Source organism: Pedobacter sp. T50_32 (assembly GCF_057652195.1).
The window spans coordinates 422536-443244 of record NZ_JBYFBY010000001.1 but is presented as its reverse complement, the minus strand read 5'-3'; the positions used below and the strand labels follow the sequence as shown (position 1 = coordinate 443244).

Below are 20709 nucleotides of genomic sequence, written 5' to 3'. Positions count from 1 at the left end.
TATGCAAACACAACAGAAAAAAGTTTTAATAATTGATGATGATAGCAGAAACATTTTTGCGTTAAAAGCTGTTTTAACTGCTAAAAAGTATGCTTGTTTGGCGGCCAACGGCGCAGAAGAGGGTTTCGAAATTATCAGGAATAGTAGTGATGTGGGCGTAGTGCTGCTCGATATGATGATGCCAGATTTAGATGGCTACCAGGCTATGGCAAAAATGCAGCAAGACGAACGGTTGAAAGACGTGCCTGTAATTGCCGTTACTGCACAAGCAATGCTTGGAGACAAAGAGCGCTGCCTAGAAGCTGGTGCAGTTGGCTACGTCTCAAAACCTGTAAATGTAGACGAACTTATTAAACTGCTAAATCAATATCTATAGTGTCTAATCTCGGGATGATAAGCGATGAACAAGTTGAAATTTTAATCAACGATGTGCTCGAACAGCATGGTTACGATTTCACGGGCTATTCTAGGGCATCCTTAAAAAGACGCTTATCCAGATTATACAGTTTAGACAAACATGTCAGCTTTGCCGAGTTCAGATACAGAACCCTGAACGACGAAGTTTATTTCAAACATTTCGTAGAAGGTGTTACGGTGAATGTGACAGAAATGTTCCGCGATCCGAGTTTTTATCGCTTGTTAAGAGAGAAGATCTTGCCAAGTTTAAACACCTATCCGTTTATCAGGATTTGGTTGGCAGGCTGTTCTACCGGAGAGGAAGCCTATTCTGTTGCTATTATGCTGAAAGAGCTGAATTTGCTACACAAGTCGCTGATTTATGCTACAGATATTAATCCTACGGTATTGGAAAAAGCGGGTAATGGCATGTTTCCGCTTAGCCAAATGAAAAATTATTCGGAAAATTATATTGCTTCTGGCGGAACAAAAGACTTTTCTTCTTATTATGCGGCTAGTTATTCTTTAGCTAAATTTGATACAGAACTTAAAGCAAAAATGATTTTTTCTACACATAACTTGGTTTCCGATAGGTCCTTTAACGAGTTCCAGTTAATTCTGTGTAGAAATGTATTGATCTATTTCGACAGACCGCTGCAGTTTCGAGTATTGCAACTGTTTGATCAAAGCTTAGAAAACCTAGGTTATTTAGCCTTGGGTACTAAAGAAACCATAGATTTTTCACCTATTTCCAAGTCTTACAAAAGAGTGGAAACTGATAAAGTTTGGAGGAAAATTGGCTAATGAGAAAGCAGAAAGCATTAATAATCGGAGGCTCTGCTGGTAGCCTAGATGTGCTTTTAAAAGTACTGCCAGATATTAAACCAGATTTCGATTTCTCTATTATTATAGTCATTCATCGTAAGCAGGGAGCCGACTCGTTGCTAACAGATTTGCTTTCGCACCGCACTAAACTTAAAGTGAAAGAGGCCGATGAAAAGGAAAAAATATTAGCAGGTAACGTTTACATTGCACCTTCAGATTATCATTTATTAATTGAAAAAGATTTCACATTTTCGCTAGATTATTCGGAAAAAATAAATTACTCTCGCCCATCTATTGACGTAACCTTTCAGTCTGCCGCTGATGCCTACGGGCAAAATTTGGCATGTTTACTTTTATCAGGCTCTAATGCCGACGGTGTTAATGGTTTAATTGCAGCAAAGAAAAATGGAGGCACAACTCTAGTACAAAACCCAGAAACTGCGCAAGTAACATATATGCCCGAGCAAGCCATTTTAAGGGCAAACGTATCTGCTATTTTAACTATAGACGAAATGGCTGATTATATCAATTCATTATCGCTAAACAACTAAAAAGATGAGTAAAAAGGTTTTCATTTTTGATGACAATAAAGACATTTTGGATCTCTGCACTTTGATATTGGAAGGGGCAGGTTATGAGACCAAAACCTCATCTACCTCAAACGATATTATTACTCAGGTATCTGCCTACGAGCCAGATATTATTTTAATGGACAATTGGCTGCCAGATGTGGGCGGTATAGAAGCCACACAAGAGCTTAAAAGGCATCCCGTGTATAAAGAAATTCCAGTTATTTATTTTTCGGCTAATAACGATATTAAAACCTTGGCAGAAACAGCAGGAGCAGAGTGCTATTTACCTAAACCTTTTGATATTGATCAATTGGAAGGAATGGTGGTTTCGCTGATTGGGAGATAGGTTAATATTGTCGACATTGCCTTGTTACACGATCAGAAAGCTCCGTCATGCTGAATTTATTTCAGCATCAGTTTTAAAAAAGGCTTCCAAAAAGACTTACGAAGTTTCGAAAACTTCGTAAGTCTGGAAAAAACTAATTCTTCATCCTTCCTTGCTCAGCTTCGGTTCCTGTAGATCTTCTACGAGCTGGCTTAATCTCATTTTTACCAAATCTGTAAGTGAAATTTAAACGGAACAATTGTGTTTCATTCTTTTGATAAAGACTATAATCTAAACCTGTAAATGCACTTCTTAATCTAGTCCTATTGGTATCGAAAACATCTGATACCGCAAACCTTAACGTTCCTTTTTTCTTCATTATCGATTTGCTGATACCGAAATCAACAAAGGCTCTTTCTTCTAAATCAAGTGTACCGTAAGTCAATGGCGAATCGTAGTTGGCATTAATTTCGGCGGTTAAACCATCCATAATGATAAAGCTATTTTGCATACGGAACTGATACGAAGTTTGTCCGGTTTTTAGTGCTTGGCCTTGTAAGTTTGGCGTTTCAAAAGCCATGTGGAACACATTCAGATTGTTATTCATCGTCCACCATTTTTTAATTTTTACGGGTACGGTTAAGTTAGCCGACAATACCGTTTGTGTTTGTAAGTTCTCATTAGTTTGGAACAAAGCTTTTTGTTCCGTGTCAGGCAAAATCACTTCGGTAATGGCATCGTTTGTTACACTGTAGCCTAGGTTTAAGAAATACTTTTGCATCAAGGTATAATTAACCTCGTAATTGTTCGTATACTGCGGGTTTAAGAAAGGATTTCCCTTGTTGTAGGTATATTGATCCAAATAATAAATAAATGGATTTAAAGCGTCGTAACTAGGTCTGTCAATTCTACGGCCGTAAGAAACACCAACCTGATGGTTTTTAGACAAAGTTTGCTGTACGTAAACCGTTGGGAAGAAATCCCAATAACTGCGTTCAACCACATCGTTTGTTGTAATTAAATGCCCTTTCGAATTGGTTTGTTCCATCCTTAGGCCCAATTGCACGCTCGTATTTTTGAACTGCTTGCTAAAGTTAGAATATACCGCATTTACATTTTCATCGTATACAAAACGGTTGCTTCTACGTACATCGTTTTGCCAAGCATTGCTTTTCCATTCTTCGGCTTGCAAATCATTATCTGTCTCTACCCAGCTACTTTTCACTCCGGCTTCAAACTTGGTTGTTTTGTTAATAGGTAAAACGTAATCTACCTTTACCGCTTTAATGTCGATGGTGCTTGGGGTATTGTTTCTTAAGCGTCCTTGTGGTTTAACAGGAGAACCATCTGGGAAAAAGTACTGATTCACCAATTCAGCATTATCTCTTCCGTTATACCTAGAATAATCTGCGTCGGCAGTAATTTCCTGTCCGGTGGTATCTAAAACAGACTTATAGTTAAGGTTATAGGCAAAATTTCTATAGCTAGATTTTTGGGTGTTGTTAGAATGTAAGATCGAGTCTAACTGAGTAAAAGACTTTCCAATACGTGTCCTATTAAAGGCATTTTCTTGTCCACTATTTAAATATCCCGTAGCTAAAACGCCAATAGTGTTGTTTTTATTTAAGAAGAAATCGGCACCAACTTTAAAGTTATTGTTTTCGAAATCACGGTCATCGCCACCTTTTTGCGAGAAATAGGTATCGGGTTCTGTAGCAGTTCCTGCCGAAATACGATCGATATCGATTATATTACTTCTTGTTCCTTTGTTAAAATTGTAGCTTCCGAAAAGGTTAACCCCTTTGTTTCGGTAATTTAAGTTAAGGCCAGTATTTCCTCTCAAGTTTTTGCCATATGCTGCGCCCGCAACAAAGCTTCCGTTTGCACCGCCGTTTTTAGATCTTTTTGTTTTAATATTGATGATACCCGAGTTTCCAGAAGCATCATATTTAGACGATGGATTAGTGATCAGCTCAATAGTTTCGATTTCTGAACTTTGCATGTTCCTTAACAAATTGGCAACATCAGCTTGGCTCATATAGGTTTGCTTTCCATCGAGCATAATTAAAACACCTTGTTTGCCTTGCATCGAAATTCTATCGTTTTGATCTACCGTAACACCAGGAGCTCTTTGAAGCACTTCCAAAGCTGAAGAACCCACAGCGACAGCGCTGTTTTCTACATTCATGACCATTTTATCCGCTTTGCGCTCTAACAAAGGTTTGGTTGCAACAATGCTTACTGTGTTTAGGGTTTTGCTGTTAGCAACGAGTAATATTTCTGGTAACGTCATTGGGTTTGCCGCCACTACAAAGCTCTTACCTTTATAGACTTGGTAGCCCATCATGTTAATTTTGATGTAGTAAGTGCCTGCTACAATGTTTGGAAAGCTAAATTTACCTTCTGGAGTAGTCATAGCTGTCTTTACCAAAGAAGAGTCTGACGATTTAAATAAACCAACGGTGGCATAATCTATCGGCTTGCGTTGTTCATCTAATACAGTTCCATTAATATCAACTTGTTTGGAATGATTAGCTATCGCAAAAAGGGAGGTAGAGGTGAAAAAAGCAATTAATAAAAAGTATATCTTCTTCATTTTTTGTGTTTTAAGATTGATTTTTGGGCACAAAAGTTCCCGTACGCATCTAGCGCATTTTTTAGCGTTTAAAAATCTTTAGCTTAGTTTTTCAAAAAGGCCGAGACCTTTCTTATAGTTTGTATCGAGTAGACGAAGAAGAAGGACGAAAGGTTACAAGAAATTTTCATTTTTTTGTAATGGTGCAGTAATAATCACAAAAAAAGCGGCTTGATTTTGTATCAAGCCGCTTTTTTTAAAATGTTAAAATTTTTTATTTCATGCCCAAAACATCTACGCCTTGTTCAAAAATTACATCAACAGGAATTCCTTTTTGAGCTAATTTATCTAGATCAGCCTGTAATTCTGGTTTAATAATTCCTCTTTCTTTTTGTGCTTTTTCTACCGCAGCTTTATCGCCGTTACCTTGTAAAGCAAGTACAACTGCGCTTAGTTCATTCATTGCGGCGGCAAATTTACCGTAATTAACTTTGTAAGTTCCTTGTGCACTACGCTCAAAAGCACCTTTTTCTTGGAAGAAATTGAAGCACTGCATGTTCGCTTTTCCGTGGGCACTAGATGCGCCAAAACGTACCGAACGTAAAATGCCAGCCATATAAGTAGTGTAAAAATCTTTGATATCACCTTCCAGTTCGCCCTTTTTAAGCAAGCCAGTTACCATATATAGACCCAAAACATCGGCTTTGCCTTCTTCTAGCCACGAATATTGTTCTTGCAAGGCAGTACGAACCATTCCTTTTCCAGTTACAGTATTTTTAATTCCTAAACCGTGCGCCACTTCATGGAACATAACGTTAGCAAAAAAAGCATCGAATTTGATATGCTTTTGTTGCTCTTTATCAATCAGCACACTCGATATTGGCACTAAAATTTTATCAAACTTGGCCTTCATTGCGTTTTTTAACTGTGAGCGGCGAGTTCCTTTTTCTTGCTGGATTTTCTCATCGTTAGGCAAGTTCACAGCAATAGTTTTTGATCCTGCATTACAATCGCCAGCGTAGTAAACTACATCATAAGCGTTCAATTCCGAATCGGTGCCAGGCACTTCTTTTTTGTATTTCGCATCAACCGGTAAGCCTTTTTGTAGTTCAGGAAGCATCGAAACGTATTTGGCTAAACGCTTACTCCACTCTTTATCTTTGATAAGCACATAGCTCTCAAATGATGCTCTTGCGTTAAAAAGTTTGTCTTCATAATTCTCAATTGGACCAATAATAATATCCAATCCGTTCGATTTCATATCCAACCAAGCATAATCACTTGCGGTGTAATTATCGGTTACCAAAGCATCAGCTCTTAGGTTGAGGTATTTTTTAAGACCTGCATCATCAGCCATTAACGCCGCTTGTTTCAGTAAACTACTTGCTTTTTGAAGTTCTGTTGCAAAGTAGATGTGATAAGGAATAGAGGTCAGTTTCCCTTCTTCTCTTCTGATGACAGAATACAGGCCTTGTTTATCTTTTACATCAGATTTTTCTAGCTCCTCTTTGGTCATATCCAAAGGATAGAAAGTTACGCCTAACGGCTTTTCGCCAATGCCAGCAACGAAAGGTTTATCCCCATTTAATCTATCCCAAGGGCCATAATTGATTTTAAGAAATTCCCGAGTTTTTTCATCCTTAATAGTTGCTAATAAACTATCGCGTTGCGGATAGGCTTGCTTCCAAAAAAGCTCGTCCATAATTTGCGCAGCCTCAATTAAAAGAGGTAATATCTTACGTTCGTTTGGTGTTAGGAGGTTTAAATCTGTAGTTAGCCTTACCTTTTCGTAAATAGGTAACCGTTGTGCTACATATTCTGTTAGGGAATCCACCTCTTTTTTTGCCGATTTATCTTCGGTGGAGTTTTTGCTTGTGCAGGCAGCAATAGCTGTTGCCAATGCGGTTCCCAGCAGAATTCCTTTAACGATTTTGATATTTATTTTGCGCATATGCGATTGTTTTTTCGGGTTTTTGCGTGAATGTACTAAATTAGTAAAAAATTATTTTACCAAATCTAACCACAAAGGCGCAAAGTACACAAAAGAGTTAGCGGTTTTAATTTGTATAATGAAAATTTTTTTAAACAACATTTTAGCATTTGACAATTAACCTCCCGACAGCTATTGGGACAACAGTTAGCCTATTAACCAATTAACAAAATGAGATCACAAAAAAAATCAGTTGCTTTCTTATTTACTGCATTACTATTTTTAGCAGCTTGTAGCACTTATAAATACAAAGCGACCGATAAGGTTTATAAAAATAATGCAAAGACGTTTTCTAAGATTATCGCAGCCACTCCGCCAGAAAATCAGCAGATAGATTCACTTTTTAATGAGCAGTATTTTGTAGGTACTACTAATATGAGCATACGTAAGCCAAATTTTGTGATGATTCATCATACTGCACAAGATTCGTTGGGACAAACGCTGAGAACCTTCACTATTCCACGTACGGGCACAAGTTCGCATTATGTGGTAAGCAGGGACGGAAAAATTGTACAAATGGTGAATGATTATTTAAGGGCACAACACGCCGGCGCAGGTAAATGGGGTAGTGTTACAGATATGAATTCTTGTTCTATCGGAATCGAAATGGATAATAATGGGACTACCGACCCATGGACGGATGCACAAATCTCGAGTTTGTGTGCTCTTTTGAAAACCCTGAAAAAGAAGTACAGCATTCCAACAGCTAATTTCATTGGTCACGCAGATTTTGCACCAGGCAGAAAAAATGATCCGAAGAATTTCCCTTGGAAAACATTGGCGCAAAAAGGTTACGGTTTATGGTACGATGATGTTTTGGATAGCGTTCCAGAAAACTTTGACCCGATGATTGGCTTAAAGGTGATTGGCTATAACATTGCCCGCCCTAATTATGCTATTGAGGCTTTTAAAATCCACTTTGTGCAAACAGATATTACGCATACGCTTACCGAGTTTGATAAGCAGGTAATATATAATCTGTATAAGAAGAGTCTTTAATTAAAAGCCCCAATTCGACTGAGTTGGGGCTTTTTTGCTTTTATTGTTTGATCACCTTTTCTGTAAATGTTCCTTTGTCATCTTTACTTTGAATTAAATAGATGCCTTTTGGAAGCTTATTGAGGTTAAATTCTAGCTGCGGTCCAGCAGTTGTTTTGGTTTCTAGCACTCTTCCGGTTAAATCCGTTAAAGATGCCGTTAAGCCTTTTGTAGCATCGTTTGATTTTACAAATACACTTGCAACGGTTGGGTTAGGATATACAGCTATCTTTTCGGTAGCACCAAGAGCTTTCAGATACTTTACTAAGTCATCGTAAACTTTTTTGTTTCCGTTCAAATCTACTTGCGTTAATCGGTAATAAGCCGATTGGGTAAAGTTTGCATCTGTGAATTGATAATTAGACTTTTCCTGAGTGGTGCCTTTGCCAGAAACCGTATTGATGGTTTGGAAACTAGTTCCATCTATACTTTTTTCTACAATAAAATGTGAATTATTGGTTTCCGTTAAAGTTTGCCATTCTAATAAAGCTCCATATGTTTTAGCTGATGCATTGAAAGAGGTTAATTCTACGGGCAAAGTACCATCTGAAAATACCGTTTGGGCAAATATATTATAGACTTGTTCATTATTTACATTGTCATAAAAATAATCTTCCCAAAGTAAAACTGCTTTATTGCCAATAACCAGTAATTCACCATATTTGCTTGAGGCCCTTCCGGCAGCAAAAACTCCTGCTGTGGGGTAAAGTACAGTTCCTGCAGGCGACAATTTCTGTACATAAAGATGTCTGTTATTAGCACCAGCATCCTTAGATACCATAAATACAAAATTTCCGTCTGAATCTACTTTAAAATGACTCTCATAGAAGTCGCTTGATACTAAACTAGGGATAACAGTAACATCTGACCCGCTTGCCCAAAGTTTTGTTCCGGCACTGTTAAAGTTTTGAGCATAAAGCCCGTCATTTCCAGATCTGGTGTCTGTCCAACTAATTATTACTCCGCCCGTTCCATTACTTGCGAGAGCTACGCCATAATTTACGTAATTGCCACCAGCATTGTACTTTCCTATCGATGGATCTACTTCTATACCCCAGCCTGCGAAAGTTTTTGTACCATTACTAAGAATGTGTTGCAAATAGAGTTTTGCCACGGTAGAAGAATATTCTGTTACGCCCACATAAAAGCCTCCGTTTCCGTCAGAAGCGACGCCTTCCAAAGAATGGTCTATCGGACCTGTTGCAGGAGGAAAATCATACAGCATTAAATTAGCTCCATTTTTTGTGCCATCTGCATTTAATTTTTGCCAGTAAACGCTTTCACCCCATTCCCCCGCTATTTGATATTCCGACATCCATAAGAAAATATAGCCTGTGCCGTCTGGGTAAATCAAACCTTCTTCTACTTCACCTGGATTTGCGGCCTCATTTAATAATATTGGTGCGCCCCATTGGTGCACACCACTTGAGTTAACTTTGCGAGCATATATTTTGTTATCCGCATAATCTGAATAAGCAAAAACATAGTTGCCTGTCACATCTCTTACTACGTTTTCTGCTAATCCATACTCGCTAATGTCTGTTATAACATCAATTCCATTAGGGCCCAACATCCTGTTTCCGTTGGCGTCAATACGCTGCATACAAATTTTCTCCGATTCGTGATTTCCAGCAATGGTTTCTTCATTCCAGATAAGCACAACCCCTCCATTGCCATCGCTAACGGTTCCGGGCCAGCCTATGTCGTTTACCGTATTGCTGATACCTACTCCCTTGCTGCCCCATTGTTTTACACCGGTAGATGATATACGCTGAACGTATACATTATAGGTCCATTCGAAGGTTACGTTGTTGTAAATTTCCTCTCTATAAACTGTTAAAATTCCACCAGTACCATCTGCGATATTTGAAATTAAGCCTACCCTGCTGCCAGCTGTGCCTGCAGCTATGTTAGTGTTTACATTTGGGTTGTTGCTCCACTGTGCAAAAGCTGTTGCAGCGAACAATCCGATAAAAATTGTTAGTAAAAGTCTTTTCATAATGGTTCTTTTTAATTCAAATCTCTTTAATACCAGATGATTAGACAATACCTAATAGTTAGTATTTTTCTTTAAATTGATACCTACTTGTAGGTATTTAAAAATCAATTAACGGGAATTAGTTAAAGAAAACTGGAAGAATGTGAAATAAAAAAGCCCCACAGTATTAAACTGTGGGGCTTTTTTATTTGTTTTGAGATTGTTATCTATCAATAGAACCCATCACTTTTTGAGAAAATGCATTTAAAGCTTCTCTTGGTTCTAAACCGCTTTGTACACTTGCATGAACCTCCAAAGCACCGCAAATATTAGTGATCATTTCTCCCGCCACGTCAACTTCCGCTTCGCTTACTCCTCTAAATTCGCAAAAAGCCTCAAGTACTTCTAGCGTTGTATTTAACTGCTCAGGGGTTGAGTTCTCGAAAAATTGTCTTATTACTGGAACCTTCATAATTACTTAATTTTTGCAAATAAATCAGTTAAAACTTCTGCTTTATTAGTTTGAACTTGCTCTACCAATGCACCATTCTCAAAGGCAGCGAAGGTTGGTAGGTTATCTACTTTTGCAAATTTTCTTGATTCTGGAAACTTCTCTGCATCCACAATTAGAAAAGCTACATCTTCATTTTCTGCTGCTAATTTTTTAAACTTTGGTTTCATGATACGGCAGTTGCCACACCACGAAGCTGCATATTGTACCATCACTTTCTTATTGTCTGAAAGGTGTTGGCTTAAACTATCTTCTGTTAATTCTAAAAACATGATTTTATATTTAATAGCTATGCAATCACATTACTTTCAGTCCTGTGTCAGATTTAAGAAATCGCATAGTTAATGATTGGAAAAAGAATGTTATATGGTTTGTCAGGCTGAGCTTGTCGAAGCCTCAGTAAAGAAACATTTCGACAAGCTCAATGTGACATGCAGCTGTAATAAACAGCCATTTTTAAGCTTTTGTTTAGTTAGCGCTTAAGTACTCAGCAACGCCTGTTCTTGTAGCGTTCATAGCCGATTTACCTTCTTCCCAGTTAGCAGGGCAAACTTCGCCATGCTTTTGTACGTGAGCGTAAGCATCAATTAAACGAATATATTCTTTAACGTTTCTACCCAAAGGCATATCGTTTACACTTTCGTGGAACACCTTGCCAGTTTCATCAATTAGATAAGTAGCACGGTAAGATACGTTAGAACCAGAGAAGATTTCTTCGCCTTCTTCAGTATATTCTACTTCTTGATCTAAGATACCCAAAGTACCTGCCAATTGTCTGTGTGTATCAGCAATTAAAGGGTAAGTTACCCCTTCGATACCACCATTATCTTTAGCTGTGTTTAACCAAGCAAAGTGAACTTCGTTAGTATCGCAAGATGCACCAATAATTACTGTATTTCTTTGTTTGAAATCTTCTACTGCTGCTTGGAAAGCGTGCAATTCTGTTGGGCAAACAAAAGTGAAATCTTTTGGATACCAGAACAACAATACTTTAGAGTTATTTTTTACTGCTTCTTCAAAAACGTTGATTTTTAAATCGTCACCCATTTCAGACATGGCATCAACTGTAATACTTGGGAATTTTTTTCCTACGAAACTCATAATTTATTTTTGTTTTTAATTTTTTCTTGCCGCAAAGATAAGGTAAAAACTATGCTGAGACAATGGTGCTGCTATACTAAATCTTGATAGCCTTATAGAGAGAAGCTATAATTATTGAGTTATGATTAGATTTTGATTATAACAAAAAATCCCGACCACTAGGTCGGGATTAAATTAACCCATATATTAACTAACAACCTATTGCTTAACTAATTTGACTGTTTTTTGAACGGTGCCATTTTTAGAAATTTTTAAGATATATATTGATGCAGGCAACTTGCTCAAAGAAATATCTTGCTGCTCAGCTGTGGCCTTTTCGCTCAATACTCTTTTACCGCTTGCATCAAAAAGTTCGTATTTAACATCTTTAAAATCTGCACCGCCAGCATTTACGCTGATGTAAGTAGTCGCTGGATTAGGGAATACAACTACATCTGCAGCACTTAAGCTTACGTTTACACTTTTAACATCTTTAAAAAGCTCATTATCACCATTAAGATCTATTTGTTTTAACTGATAATAATTTACACCTGCTTTAGCAGTACGGTCTACAAAACTGTACTTTAATGCAGTTGTAGAGTTTCCGTTTTGTCCTTTAGAATTTTCAAAATGGATTTTCGTGAAATCTTTACCATCTGTAGAACGCAATACCTCAAAACCGCTATTGTTAGTTTCTGATGCCGTTTCCCAAGTTAAAGTACTTTGGCCTTTTACTAGAGCAGCGTCGAAAGAAGTAAGGGAAACGGGAAGTGGAGCAGCAGACTTGAAAGCGCCTAATGCATTATTTGTAGCAAGAAAATAAACCGTTCTTGTATTGTCGGCATGTCTTCTAACTGCAACATCTGATACTCCAGAATTACTTACATAAGTTGCAGACCTTGCAAGATTGGCTTGGGAAGTTTTCGCTAATGTAGCTGTTGCTGCATTTACAGTACCAGTGCTATAGACATGAAAAACATATGCCAAAGAGCCACCATTAGTGCGGCTTCCGTAAGATATAGCATATCCTAAGTTGTTACTGTTTACAAATTCTACGCCTATGAAATTTCCGCCAATTGTAGAAATAGCTTGAAACGAACTTATAGGTGTCGAAGTTGCTCCTGTATTATCTAAAGAAGCTAAATTTATTTTTATTCTTCTTGGTGTAACTCCAAGTTCTCCTACAGAAACCCAAAGAACATCTTCAGTTTCAGCGCTTATGCTAGACCCAGCAATATCATAGAAGTTTGTACCAACTACTGTGGCGAAAGCACTAGACATATCTACAATACCTAGTAGATTAACCACGCCGGCCGTAACTTTAAACACTGATAAAGTTCTTCCGTCGTATCCTGCAGAAGTACGATTACTAGCCACATATAGATAGGTATTGTCACCTGATCCATATAAAGCAAAAGACTCGCCAACACGAACGCCTGTATTACCAACACTCACATTTATACTTTTCATTGTGGGTACCGCCGTTTCGTTAGCCCATCTATAGATAACAGCAGTGCCATTAACCTGTAGAGCTGTTGCATAAATAACACCATCTGCATCTACCCTAACTTTATTAAAACGAAATTGTTCGGTATTGCCTCCATCTTTCAACTTTGGTAAGAGAGATTTTTGAAGTGAACTAATTGTTCCTGTATAAGCGTCAGGATCTATTATGTAGATATTATCACCCCTATTTGTAACATACAATTTTCCATTATTAGGATTGAAAGCTATGGAGTTTGCTCCGTTGTTTGTCATCAACAATTCTCCTGCCGTTGTAGTAGCGTCATAAAACCAAGTTGGAGAGAAAACTGTTTGCCCATTGGCAATTAGCGCTGCAAAAGCCAGCGCAAAAGAAAGTAAAAGTTTTTTCATACGTTTTTAATTAGTGGTTAAAGGTTATTGTTTGGTTAGAACTTGGCACAAATCAACCAGGCCACTAAAAACGCAGATAATTAAACGCTTTTGATGCCGTTAGGATAAGGAGCTAAGTTTCAATAGGATAATATTACGAAAACCAATTTGAAAACGCAAGAAAACGCAAGAAAAAAATTAAAGCCGCAAAAAATGCGGCTTTAATTGCAGAAATAAGCGGAAAATTATTTTATTCTTGAAACTTTATACGGCTTTTTGATCGCTTTGCGTGCTGCCTTTTGAGCAATCAATGCATCGGCGCCACTAACTTTCTCAGGTTTATAAAGATTGCCAACTACATTTTGTTTGAATATGGCTTCATACCAAGTGCAACTTGCGGTGTAGCGACCTATATTTAAATCTAAATGGTAACCATCTCGTGTCAACACATCACCTAGTTTAGTACGAGCATTTTGTATTGCAGTTCCTGCTGGTACTACAATATCAATAGGAGCTAAGGTTTTCACTTTACTTGATGCATCTGCAATAGCGTTGTACATACGCATCTGGTCCTTGTTGTAGGTTGCAAAACCATTGTGCGTCGAATTTTGGGCATAAGCCCACGTTTGGTGCCAAACATATTTCACCTTTGGATTTTTGGCCCGCTCTTTTACATATTTAAATAATATTGGAAGTGGTTCTACGTATGTTTCAAATACGCCAGATTTCGGACTTGCCTGCTGAAAACTAATGTAATTCCAGTTTTCGTCGGCTAGAGCTTTTGAAATACTTGTCTTCGGTAATTTTTGCTTCGAACCATCAATATTTACCTTTCTGTACTCATAAACATCTTTATCTTCAAGCGCATTTTTTACATGTAAATCTAAGGGGGCACCGCCGATGTACAGATTGCCGATAATTACTTTGTAACCTCCAGCTTTAGCCAAACCGTAGAGATAGTGTTCCAGGGCATCATCAGAAAAACTATTGCCAATAGCTAATATTTTGATAACGCTATCTTTACTTGGCTTTTCGAAACTAAGTTGGTTAAAATCTAGTGTGCTTGCACTACTAACGCTTGCAGAAAAGAGAGACAAAAACGCAACTACGTAAACCAATCGCTTTTTAAAAATTCTAAGATCCATCATCTATGATAATTAATGTTTTTAAACATATACAGAATATCTTTTGCTAACAACATTTTTCGCTCTAAAAATGCTTACCGCTAAAAAATCACTATTGTTGGTTAAGATAATATCAATGAGTTATTTTTTTAAACTGTTTTCGAACAGCTTAAAAATTCGTTTGTATTCATCCGTCCAGCTGCTAGGTTCTACAAAACCATGATCTTCTACCGGGTAAACAGCTAACTCCCAATTATCTTTTCCTAATTCTATAAAACGCTGCGATAAACGAACGATATCCTGAAAATGTACGTTCACGTCAACCATGCCGTGCAACATCAATAAATCGCCTTTCAGCTTATCTGCAAAATAAATTGGTGAACTCTTTTTATACGAGTTTGGATCGTTTACTGGTTCGTTCAAGATGTTAGAGGTATAACCGTGATTATAGTGAGCCCAATCGGTTACCGATCTTAGTGCAGCTCCGGCCCTAAAAACATCCGATTCATTAAACAAAGCCATCAAAGTAATAAAGCCGCCGTAAGAACCTCCATATAAGCCTACATTTTTCGAATTTACACCATATTTCTCTACTAGCATTTTCACACCATCTACCTGGTCAGTCAAATCCTTTCCGCCCATGTGGCGATATATTCCGGTGCGGTGATTGCGGCCGTAGCCAGAACTAGCAGTGTAATCAATATCGATAACGGTGTATCCATTATCCGCCAGCAAATTATTGAACATATATTCACGGAAATATTGGCTCCACCAGTAATGTACATTCTGTAAATAACCTGCACCGTGCACAAAAACTACTGCCGGTTTATTGGGATGTGGGTTTTTTGATGGATAAACTCTTGCGTAAACATCATCGCCATGACGGTTTTTGAATGACTCTAAATCTGGTTGGCGCCATTGATAACTATCAAATTCTGCAGAAGTAGATTTGGTAATTTTTACCGCCTTCGCCCCTGGCTTATTCTCCTGAATGTACAGTTCCCAAGGTTTGTCCATGTAAGAATGATTGATAGCCAGCCATTTTTCATCCGGTGAAAGGGTTACCTCATTTCCGCCTTTCATTGTTGTAATTTGTAATAAATCTCCTCCGTTAACACTTAATTTATAGAAGTGTGTAATCCCAGGATGATCCTTATTTGTTTTGATAAAAAATGTTTTGTTATCCTTCGAAAGCTGCACGTGTTGCACTTCCCATTTACCAGAAGTAAGTTGCTTTTTTTCGCCTGTACTTACATTGTAGGTGTACAAGTGCGAATAGCCAGTAGCTTCGCTTTGGAAATAGAACCTTTGATTGTCAATCCACCTCACATCGCGGGCAATGCCAGGACCACTAATCCAAGCCTCATCCCGTTGACGGTCAATCAACGTCAAGGCTCCCGTAGCCGGGTCTAGGCTCAATATCCAGAAATCTTTATTGTCTTGCGATCTGCCACTTACAATCGCAAATGAACCTGTTTCATTCCAGTTCACCACGTTAAGATTTACTTTTCTATCCTCGTTCTTTTTCGTGCGTTCTTCTAACTGTTTCGGATAATCTTTTACGTAATCTGGTAAATCTTTAATACCAGGTATTTGAGATACATTTATGGCATACACCGAGTCTTTCTCTACATTAAATACGTAAGTTGTAATGGTAGATAACGCTTCTCCAACTTTTGCCCTAGAATTGATATCCTCCGTATAACCAGAGCCGGTTACATAGTTTGGTACAATAGTATTTTTGTTTCCGCTAGCTTGCTTAATCAGCCTATAACTCACATATTTTCCATCGGGGCTAACGGTTAAACCTGCCATGAAATCATCGCCTAAATTAATTGGCTTAATTACTCTGGGCTTCACAGGGTCATTAAAAAAGCCAAAACTTCTGCCTCTTAATCTGCTTTTGCTCTCTGCGCTTTTATTTTTAATGATATCGAACAATGCTGTTTGGTCGTTCTTTAGCCAAAGATCTTGTTGTGAAGTGCCAATTGAGCGGCCACTTGATCTAACGGCTGGGGGAGGAGCGTCTACTGATTTCCTTTTAACAAAATTGGTGAGCTGTTTTAACTCTCCTGTAGCCAAATTTAATTGGTATACATTATCAGCCCTTTGGTAGACTACATCATTATTATAAAGAAATTTTGCGTTGTTTTCCGTTTCTAAAGTATTGGTTAACCTCGTTTCTTTTTTAGATTTAATATTTGTTAAGTAAATATCTCCGCCTTTTTCTAGTAAGCCCAAAGATTTATCCTTGTTGTAGAGATATCGGATATCCAGGTTGTCTTCAACTTCTGTACTATCAGTTTTTTCTATTTTTTTAGATGACACACTTACTTTATAGGGTTGTATTTTGTCCTTGTTTTCTGGGTTCCAATCAAAGAAAATGGTTTTACTATCTGCCGACCAACGGTAATTCTCAGGTGAAGTTCCCATCCACTTGGGATCACGCATTATTTTCGAAACAGTTAGCGGGACCAATTCTTGCGCACTGGCAGCAGTGGCAAACAAGAAAAATAGAAATGATAGCTTTTTCATGCTTAGTTTATGGTTATGCTTGCAAGTTATGCAAAAACCAACGAACCAAAATAAGGCAAAGTAAATGTTACATATCAGACAATTTCCCGCCGACTATAGAGATAAAAGTGCAGATTTCACGCTACCTCAAAAAATCTGCGTTTCCAATCTGCGAATATATGGGGAAACAACAAGCTACCTCAAAATTTTCCCAGTTTTATCTATCGTAACATTAAAAGGGGGTGCATAATCTTGAAGTATTACGGCAAACTCTCTTCTCGAAATTTGCCTGTCAGCATTAAAATCTGATGCAAAAGCGTAAGTCGTCTTCCATTTCTTTTCTACCTCTTTCCGCATTGTTTCTGGTGCTTTATTGCCAACATAACGAATAAGATCTAAGGCAGAGCCAATGGTAATAATATCACTTTTGTGGTCATCAAACCAAATTTGTGCCTTGTAATAATGGTCTTTCATTGCTTGGCTAACATCAGCAGCGCTAACCAATTTTTCTGCGTTAAAAAGAAGTTTTCCATTTATAAGTTCTGCTTTTAACATTCCAGTTAATCCCACCATTTGTATGGCCTTCCAGTTAGCATCTTTTACACCTATGTCTGTAAATGGAATTAAGTTGGTATTGAACGAAATCAGCTCACCTTGTATACGCTTTAAATTTGATTCAGAAGTTTTAAGGTTGAAAAAACCTGCGTAGGCGGCAATAGCCCCTGCCGATTGTCCCATCAGCATACTTGAAGCATCATTTACGTAAACCAAATTTTCTTGCGTGGGCATTAAAAATTGGTACAGCGAATAAATTGTATTGGTGCTGCCGCTTACGTTTTTTCCTACAGCTACACTGGTTTTATAGATGGTACTGTCGTAATCGAACTTATGCCAAGTGTTTGCTGCCGAGGCATCGATTTTTAGTGCTGTATTTAGTTTTTGGTCGGCAATATTTACAAAAACTTCGGGTCTAATAGTCTTTCCGTCTGATAGTTTAAACACCCAACCTTTTCCAGAGCGATCTGCCTTCATCCATTGCACATTTTTAAGCACAGTTAAGTTCTTGATGCTGTCTGTCCATTGTGTGAGCACTTGGTTTGCTGTTTGTTTGTCAAAGTCTACATCAGCTACGCTATCTTTTTCTTTTTTAAAGGATTTGATTTTTTGAAGGAAGGTAGCCTGTACGCCAGAATGCAGGTCTTTGCCGATAGGTTCAATATCAAAACCTCCAGCCTGAAGCAACAGGATGGTTTTTACATTAGATTGTGCCGCTTGAATTGCCGCTGCCGCTGCTGCATTGCTATTTCCAACCACTAAAACGTCAGGTTTTAAAGTCTGCGCTTTAAGTTGAACCGAAAAAAATAAAGCAGAAAAAAGAAACAGATATTTTCTCATGACGTTACTAAAGTGATATAAACGCTAATTTGCTTATAATTATAAGAAGTTTTATTGGCGTTTAACTATATTTAACAATTATTCTTCCACTTTGTGACGCCTTATGAACAGAATTGGCTGCGTATTTAAAAATCAGCAGGCACATCAATATGTGTTGAGGCAAGGTAATGCGTTGCAGCGTATAGATACGCTCAGGAAGCTGCGAAATGCCATTCGAGAAAACGAAGATGCCATTTATTTTGCCTTACAAAAAGATCTCCGCAAAAGTCGTTTTGAAGCATCAGTAACTGAACTTTTCTTTATTTACGGCGAGATTGATTTTGCCATCAGTAACCTTCGAAGTTGGATGTCTCCGAAACGGATCGGTAAGACGATGAGCAATCCCTTCGCAAAGAACCGAATTTACTACGAACCAAAAGGAGTTTGCTTGATTATAGCGCCATGGAATTATCCTTTTCAATTGGTGATGTCGCCATTAGTTTCTACCATTGCTGCGGGAAATTGCGTAATGGTAAAGCCCTCCGAATTAAGCCCCGCAACAAGCAGGGTTATTGCAAAGATTATTTTGGAGACTTTTGAGGAAGAACATATAGCTTGCATTGAAGGCAATGCCGATGTTTCAAAGCAATTGTTAGAACTGCCTTTCGATCATATCTTTTTTACGGGAAGCACTGAAATTGGCAAAATTGTAATGAGCGCTGCAGCTAAAAACCTTACTTCAGTTACTTTAGAATTAGGGGGTAAATCTCCAACCATTGTAGATAGAGATGTTGATTTGGAGAAGGCAGCCCAAAAGATAGCCTGGGGTAAGTTGGTGAATGCTGGACAAACCTGTATCGCTCCAGATTATATATTAATCCACCAAGATCGCTTGGATGAGTTTATTGGCTTGTACAAGAAATTTGCTGCTGAGATGTACTTTAAAGCAAAGGAAGAAGTAAACCCAGAAGTTTATGGGAAAATTATTAGCAGAAAGCATTTCGAAAGGTTAAGTGGTTTAATTACCGAGGCGGTTGATAAAGGTGCTAGAATTAACTGGGGTGGTAAAACTGATGAGAAAAGCCAGACAATATATCCTGCAGTTTTAACGCAAGTTCCAGCCGATACGAAATTAATGGAAGAGGAAATTTTTGGTCCAATTTTGCCAATTGTTCCTTTCTCCGATTTAGATGAAGCAGTTGCTTTCGTGAATGGTAAATCAAAACCTTTGGCACTTTACATTTTTAGCAAAAGCAGTAAAAACATCAAAAAGATCATTAAATCTACTAGTGCAGGTGGCACTTGTATTAACGATGTTTTGGTTCACATCGCCAACCCGAAACTGCCATTTGGTGGAGCAAATCACAGCGGCATGGGCAGCAGCCACGGTTTTTTTGGTTTCAAGAACTTTTCGCACGAACGTACTGTGGTGAAACAGCGAAGTGTCGATTTTAATAACTTAGTTTATCCGCCTTATCACACCAAACAATGGGTGTTAAAACTGTTGAAGAAAATTATGTAGACATCGCCACAGATACACAGATTTTAATAATTATATTGAATGAAATTATCTGTGCATCTGTGGTTAAATATATTTTTCATGAAAAAACTATACCTGATCTTATTATTTATAACGGTTTCGTTGTGTGGTTTCGCTCAAAAAACAGCACTTAAATCTTTCGATTTCTTAATCGGGAAATGGGAAATGAGCACCAAAAATGGCAAAATTGTAGAGCGGTGGCAAAAACATCGCGATAGCTTAACAGGAAGTTCGTATCGGTTTAATGCCCAGGGCGATAGCGTGCTTACAGAATCGATAGTGCTGAAAAAAATAAAAGGTAATTGGTCTTTCTGTGTCACTGGTTATGAGAAAGGTAATGAAGGGAGAACCGACTTTAAATTGGCAGCATCTGCAAACAATACTTTTACCTTCGAAAACAAGCTGCATGATTTCCCACAACAAATCACTTATCAGAACAAAGGAAAAGATGAACTTCTGGCCTGGATAGAAGGTGATATTGGCGGAAAGAAACGAAAAATGGAATTCCCTTATAAGAGAGTTAAGTAGTTCTCGAGCTTGAAGAGTGCCATTTTTTTATCATTTGTTAAAAAAAATGCGCTTTTAAGTACTGACTTTTGCAGCAGAAATTAAAAACATGAATTGGATTATATTAATTATCGCTGGACTTTTTGAAGTAGCATTTGCCTCTTGTCTAGGAAAAGTAAAGGAAACTACGGGCACAGAAGCTGCTTGGTGGTTTGTAGGTTTTTTGGTGTCGCTAACCATTAGTATGCTGCTTTTAATTAAGGCAACTCAAACATTGCCAATTGGTACAGCTTATGCGGTTTGGACAGGCATTGGTGCTGTAGGTACCGTATTGATGGGCATTTTGGTCTTCAAAGATCCTGCTAGCTTTTGGAGAATGTTTTTTATCGTTACCCTAATTGGCTCAATTATCGGTTTAAAAGCGGTGTCGCACTAAGTTGGGTTAATCGCTTGAAATGTGATTGGATTAACTGTTTGAACTGGTTAATTGGTTAATCGAATTTGCA

The 20709-nt window shown here is 37.9% G+C and carries 18 protein-coding genes; 8 read left to right on the top strand and 10 right to left on the bottom strand.

What is annotated here, in order from left to right:
• Position 1: 1 nt before the first annotated feature.
• From AC23ME_RS01865 to AC23ME_RS01850, 4 genes are read left to right on the top strand one after another with little or no spacing between them, the layout of a single operon-like run.
• Positions 2 to 376 (top strand): response regulator, encoded by a 375-nt coding sequence (locus AC23ME_RS01865; protein WP_487726047.1) that lies wholly within the window; start codon positions 2 to 4, stop codon positions 374 to 376.
• Between the two features lie 14 nt (positions 377 to 390).
• Positions 391 to 1200, top strand: a complete 810-nt coding sequence (locus AC23ME_RS01860) for a CheR family methyltransferase (RefSeq protein ID WP_487726046.1) — start codon at positions 391 to 393, stop codon at positions 1198 to 1200.
• Complete coding sequence (locus tag AC23ME_RS01855) at positions 1200 to 1772, top strand: chemotaxis protein CheB (RefSeq protein WP_487726045.1); 573 nt, start codon at positions 1200 to 1202, stop codon at positions 1770 to 1772. Before AC23ME_RS01860 ends, AC23ME_RS01855 begins: the two co-directional genes overlap by 1 nt.
• 4 nt (positions 1773 to 1776) lie before the next feature.
• Positions 1777 to 2139, top strand: coding sequence for a response regulator (locus tag AC23ME_RS01850; RefSeq protein WP_487726044.1), 363 nt, complete (start codon positions 1777 to 1779; stop codon positions 2137 to 2139).
• A 133-nt stretch (positions 2140 to 2272) separates the two neighbouring features.
• Here AC23ME_RS01850 and AC23ME_RS01845 read toward each other — a convergent pair whose 3' ends face one another.
• Together AC23ME_RS01845 and AC23ME_RS01840 are read right to left on the bottom strand one after the other, a co-directional pair.
• The gene (locus AC23ME_RS01845; protein WP_487726043.1) at positions 2273 to 4714 is read right to left on the bottom strand and encodes a TonB-dependent receptor domain-containing protein; all 2442 of its coding nucleotides are present in this window, start codon (positions 4712 to 4714) and stop codon (positions 2273 to 2275) included.
• A 253-nt stretch (positions 4715 to 4967) separates the two neighbouring features.
• Positions 4968 to 6644: a dipeptidyl-peptidase 3 family protein gene (locus AC23ME_RS01840; protein WP_487726042.1), complete on the bottom strand. Its 1677-nt coding sequence runs from the start codon at positions 6642 to 6644 to the stop codon at positions 4968 to 4970.
• A gap of 210 nt (positions 6645 to 6854) precedes the next feature.
• Between AC23ME_RS01840 and AC23ME_RS01835 the strand changes: the two genes are divergently transcribed.
• Complete coding sequence (locus tag AC23ME_RS01835) at positions 6855 to 7682, top strand: N-acetylmuramoyl-L-alanine amidase (RefSeq protein ID WP_487726041.1); 828 nt, start codon at positions 6855 to 6857, stop codon at positions 7680 to 7682.
• Between the two features lie 40 nt (positions 7683 to 7722).
• Here the strand turns inward: AC23ME_RS01835 and AC23ME_RS01830 are convergent, their stop codons facing one another.
• The 8 genes from AC23ME_RS01830 to AC23ME_RS01795 form a co-directional block, all read right to left on the bottom strand.
• Positions 7723 to 9720, bottom strand: a complete 1998-nt coding sequence (locus tag AC23ME_RS01830) for a T9SS type A sorting domain-containing protein (protein ID WP_487726040.1) — start codon at positions 9718 to 9720, stop codon at positions 7723 to 7725.
• A 202-nt stretch (positions 9721 to 9922) separates the two neighbouring features.
• The gene (locus AC23ME_RS01825; protein ID WP_487726039.1) at positions 9923 to 10171 is read right to left on the bottom strand and encodes a DUF6952 family protein; all 249 of its coding nucleotides are present in this window, start codon (positions 10169 to 10171) and stop codon (positions 9923 to 9925) included.
• Positions 10172 to 10173: 2 nt separating this feature from the next.
• Positions 10174 to 10482, bottom strand: a complete 309-nt coding sequence (locus tag AC23ME_RS01820) for a thioredoxin family protein (protein ID WP_487726038.1) — start codon at positions 10480 to 10482, stop codon at positions 10174 to 10176.
• Positions 10483 to 10678: 196 nt separating this feature from the next.
• Positions 10679 to 11311 (bottom strand): peroxiredoxin, encoded by a 633-nt coding sequence (locus AC23ME_RS01815; RefSeq protein WP_308849970.1) that lies wholly within the window; start codon positions 11309 to 11311, stop codon positions 10679 to 10681.
• 198 nt (positions 11312 to 11509) lie between these two features.
• Positions 11510 to 13165 (bottom strand): T9SS type A sorting domain-containing protein, encoded by a 1656-nt coding sequence (locus tag AC23ME_RS01810; RefSeq protein WP_487726037.1) that lies wholly within the window; start codon positions 13163 to 13165, stop codon positions 11510 to 11512.
• A 224-nt stretch (positions 13166 to 13389) separates the two neighbouring features.
• Positions 13390 to 14292, bottom strand: a complete 903-nt coding sequence (locus tag AC23ME_RS01805; protein WP_487726036.1) for a DUF4886 domain-containing protein — start codon at positions 14290 to 14292, stop codon at positions 13390 to 13392.
• Between the two features lie 117 nt (positions 14293 to 14409).
• Positions 14410 to 16803 carry a S9 family peptidase gene (locus AC23ME_RS01800; RefSeq protein ID WP_487726035.1) on the bottom strand — a complete coding sequence of 798 codons (2394 nt, stop codon included), beginning with the start codon at positions 16801 to 16803 and terminating at the stop codon, positions 14410 to 14412.
• 174 nt (positions 16804 to 16977) lie between these two features.
• A complete protein-coding gene (locus AC23ME_RS01795) occupies positions 16978 to 18177 on the bottom strand; it encodes a hypothetical protein (RefSeq protein ID WP_487726034.1) in 1200 nt (399 codons plus the stop codon).
• A 103-nt stretch (positions 18178 to 18280) separates the two neighbouring features.
• Between AC23ME_RS01795 and AC23ME_RS01790 the strand changes: the two genes are divergently transcribed.
• From AC23ME_RS01790 to AC23ME_RS01780, 3 genes are all read left to right on the top strand, one after another.
• Positions 18281 to 19678: an aldehyde dehydrogenase family protein gene (locus AC23ME_RS01790; protein ID WP_487726033.1), complete on the top strand. Its 1398-nt coding sequence runs from the start codon at positions 18281 to 18283 to the stop codon at positions 19676 to 19678.
• A 78-nt stretch (positions 19679 to 19756) separates the two neighbouring features.
• The gene (locus tag AC23ME_RS01785) at positions 19757 to 20224 is read left to right on the top strand and encodes a DUF6265 family protein (protein ID WP_487726032.1); all 468 of its coding nucleotides are present in this window, start codon (positions 19757 to 19759) and stop codon (positions 20222 to 20224) included.
• A gap of 88 nt (positions 20225 to 20312) precedes the next feature.
• Positions 20313 to 20639: a DMT family transporter gene (locus tag AC23ME_RS01780; protein WP_487726031.1), complete on the top strand. Its 327-nt coding sequence runs from the start codon at positions 20313 to 20315 to the stop codon at positions 20637 to 20639.
• Positions 20640 to 20709: the final 70 nt, after the last annotated feature.

Excerpts from the sequence above, each read along its gene's own strand:
- AC23ME_RS01810 (WP_487726037.1), bottom strand. The coding sequence starts at position 13,165 with ATGAAAAAACTTTTACTTTCTTTTGCGCTGGCTTTTGCAGCGCTAATT.
- AC23ME_RS01795 (WP_487726034.1), bottom strand. The coding sequence starts at position 18,177 with ATGAGAAAATATCTGTTTCTTTTTTCTGCTTTATTTTTTTCGGTTCAA.
- AC23ME_RS01805 (WP_487726036.1), bottom strand. The coding sequence starts at position 14,292 with ATGATGGATCTTAGAATTTTTAAAAAGCGATTGGTTTACGTAGTTGCG.
- AC23ME_RS01790 (WP_487726033.1), top strand. The coding sequence starts at position 18,281 with ATGAACAGAATTGGCTGCGTATTTAAAAATCAGCAGGCACATCAATAT.
- AC23ME_RS01860 (WP_487726046.1), top strand. The coding sequence starts at position 391 with ATGATAAGCGATGAACAAGTTGAAATTTTAATCAACGATGTGCTCGAA.
- AC23ME_RS01825 (WP_487726039.1), bottom strand. The coding sequence starts at position 10,171 with ATGAAGGTTCCAGTAATAAGACAATTTTTCGAGAACTCAACCCCTGAG.
- AC23ME_RS01800 (WP_487726035.1), bottom strand. The coding sequence starts at position 16,803 with ATGAAAAAGCTATCATTTCTATTTTTCTTGTTTGCCACTGCTGCCAGT.
- AC23ME_RS01840 (WP_487726042.1), bottom strand. The coding sequence starts at position 6,644 with ATGCGCAAAATAAATATCAAAATCGTTAAAGGAATTCTGCTGGGAACC.
- AC23ME_RS01855 (WP_487726045.1), top strand. The coding sequence starts at position 1,200 with ATGAGAAAGCAGAAAGCATTAATAATCGGAGGCTCTGCTGGTAGCCTA.
- AC23ME_RS01780 (WP_487726031.1), top strand. The coding sequence starts at position 20,313 with ATGAATTGGATTATATTAATTATCGCTGGACTTTTTGAAGTAGCATTT.
- AC23ME_RS01815 (WP_308849970.1), bottom strand. The coding sequence starts at position 11,311 with ATGAGTTTCGTAGGAAAAAAATTCCCAAGTATTACAGTTGATGCCATG.
- AC23ME_RS01830 (WP_487726040.1), bottom strand. The coding sequence starts at position 9,720 with ATGAAAAGACTTTTACTAACAATTTTTATCGGATTGTTCGCTGCAACA.
- AC23ME_RS01820 (WP_487726038.1), bottom strand. The coding sequence starts at position 10,482 with ATGTTTTTAGAATTAACAGAAGATAGTTTAAGCCAACACCTTTCAGAC.
- AC23ME_RS01785 (WP_487726032.1), top strand. The coding sequence starts at position 19,757 with ATGAAAAAACTATACCTGATCTTATTATTTATAACGGTTTCGTTGTGT.
- AC23ME_RS01865 (WP_487726047.1), top strand. The coding sequence starts at position 2 with ATGCAAACACAACAGAAAAAAGTTTTAATAATTGATGATGATAGCAGA.
- AC23ME_RS01835 (WP_487726041.1), top strand. The coding sequence starts at position 6,855 with ATGAGATCACAAAAAAAATCAGTTGCTTTCTTATTTACTGCATTACTA.
- AC23ME_RS01845 (WP_487726043.1), bottom strand. The coding sequence starts at position 4,714 with ATGAAGAAGATATACTTTTTATTAATTGCTTTTTTCACCTCTACCTCC.
- AC23ME_RS01850 (WP_487726044.1), top strand. The coding sequence starts at position 1,777 with ATGAGTAAAAAGGTTTTCATTTTTGATGACAATAAAGACATTTTGGAT.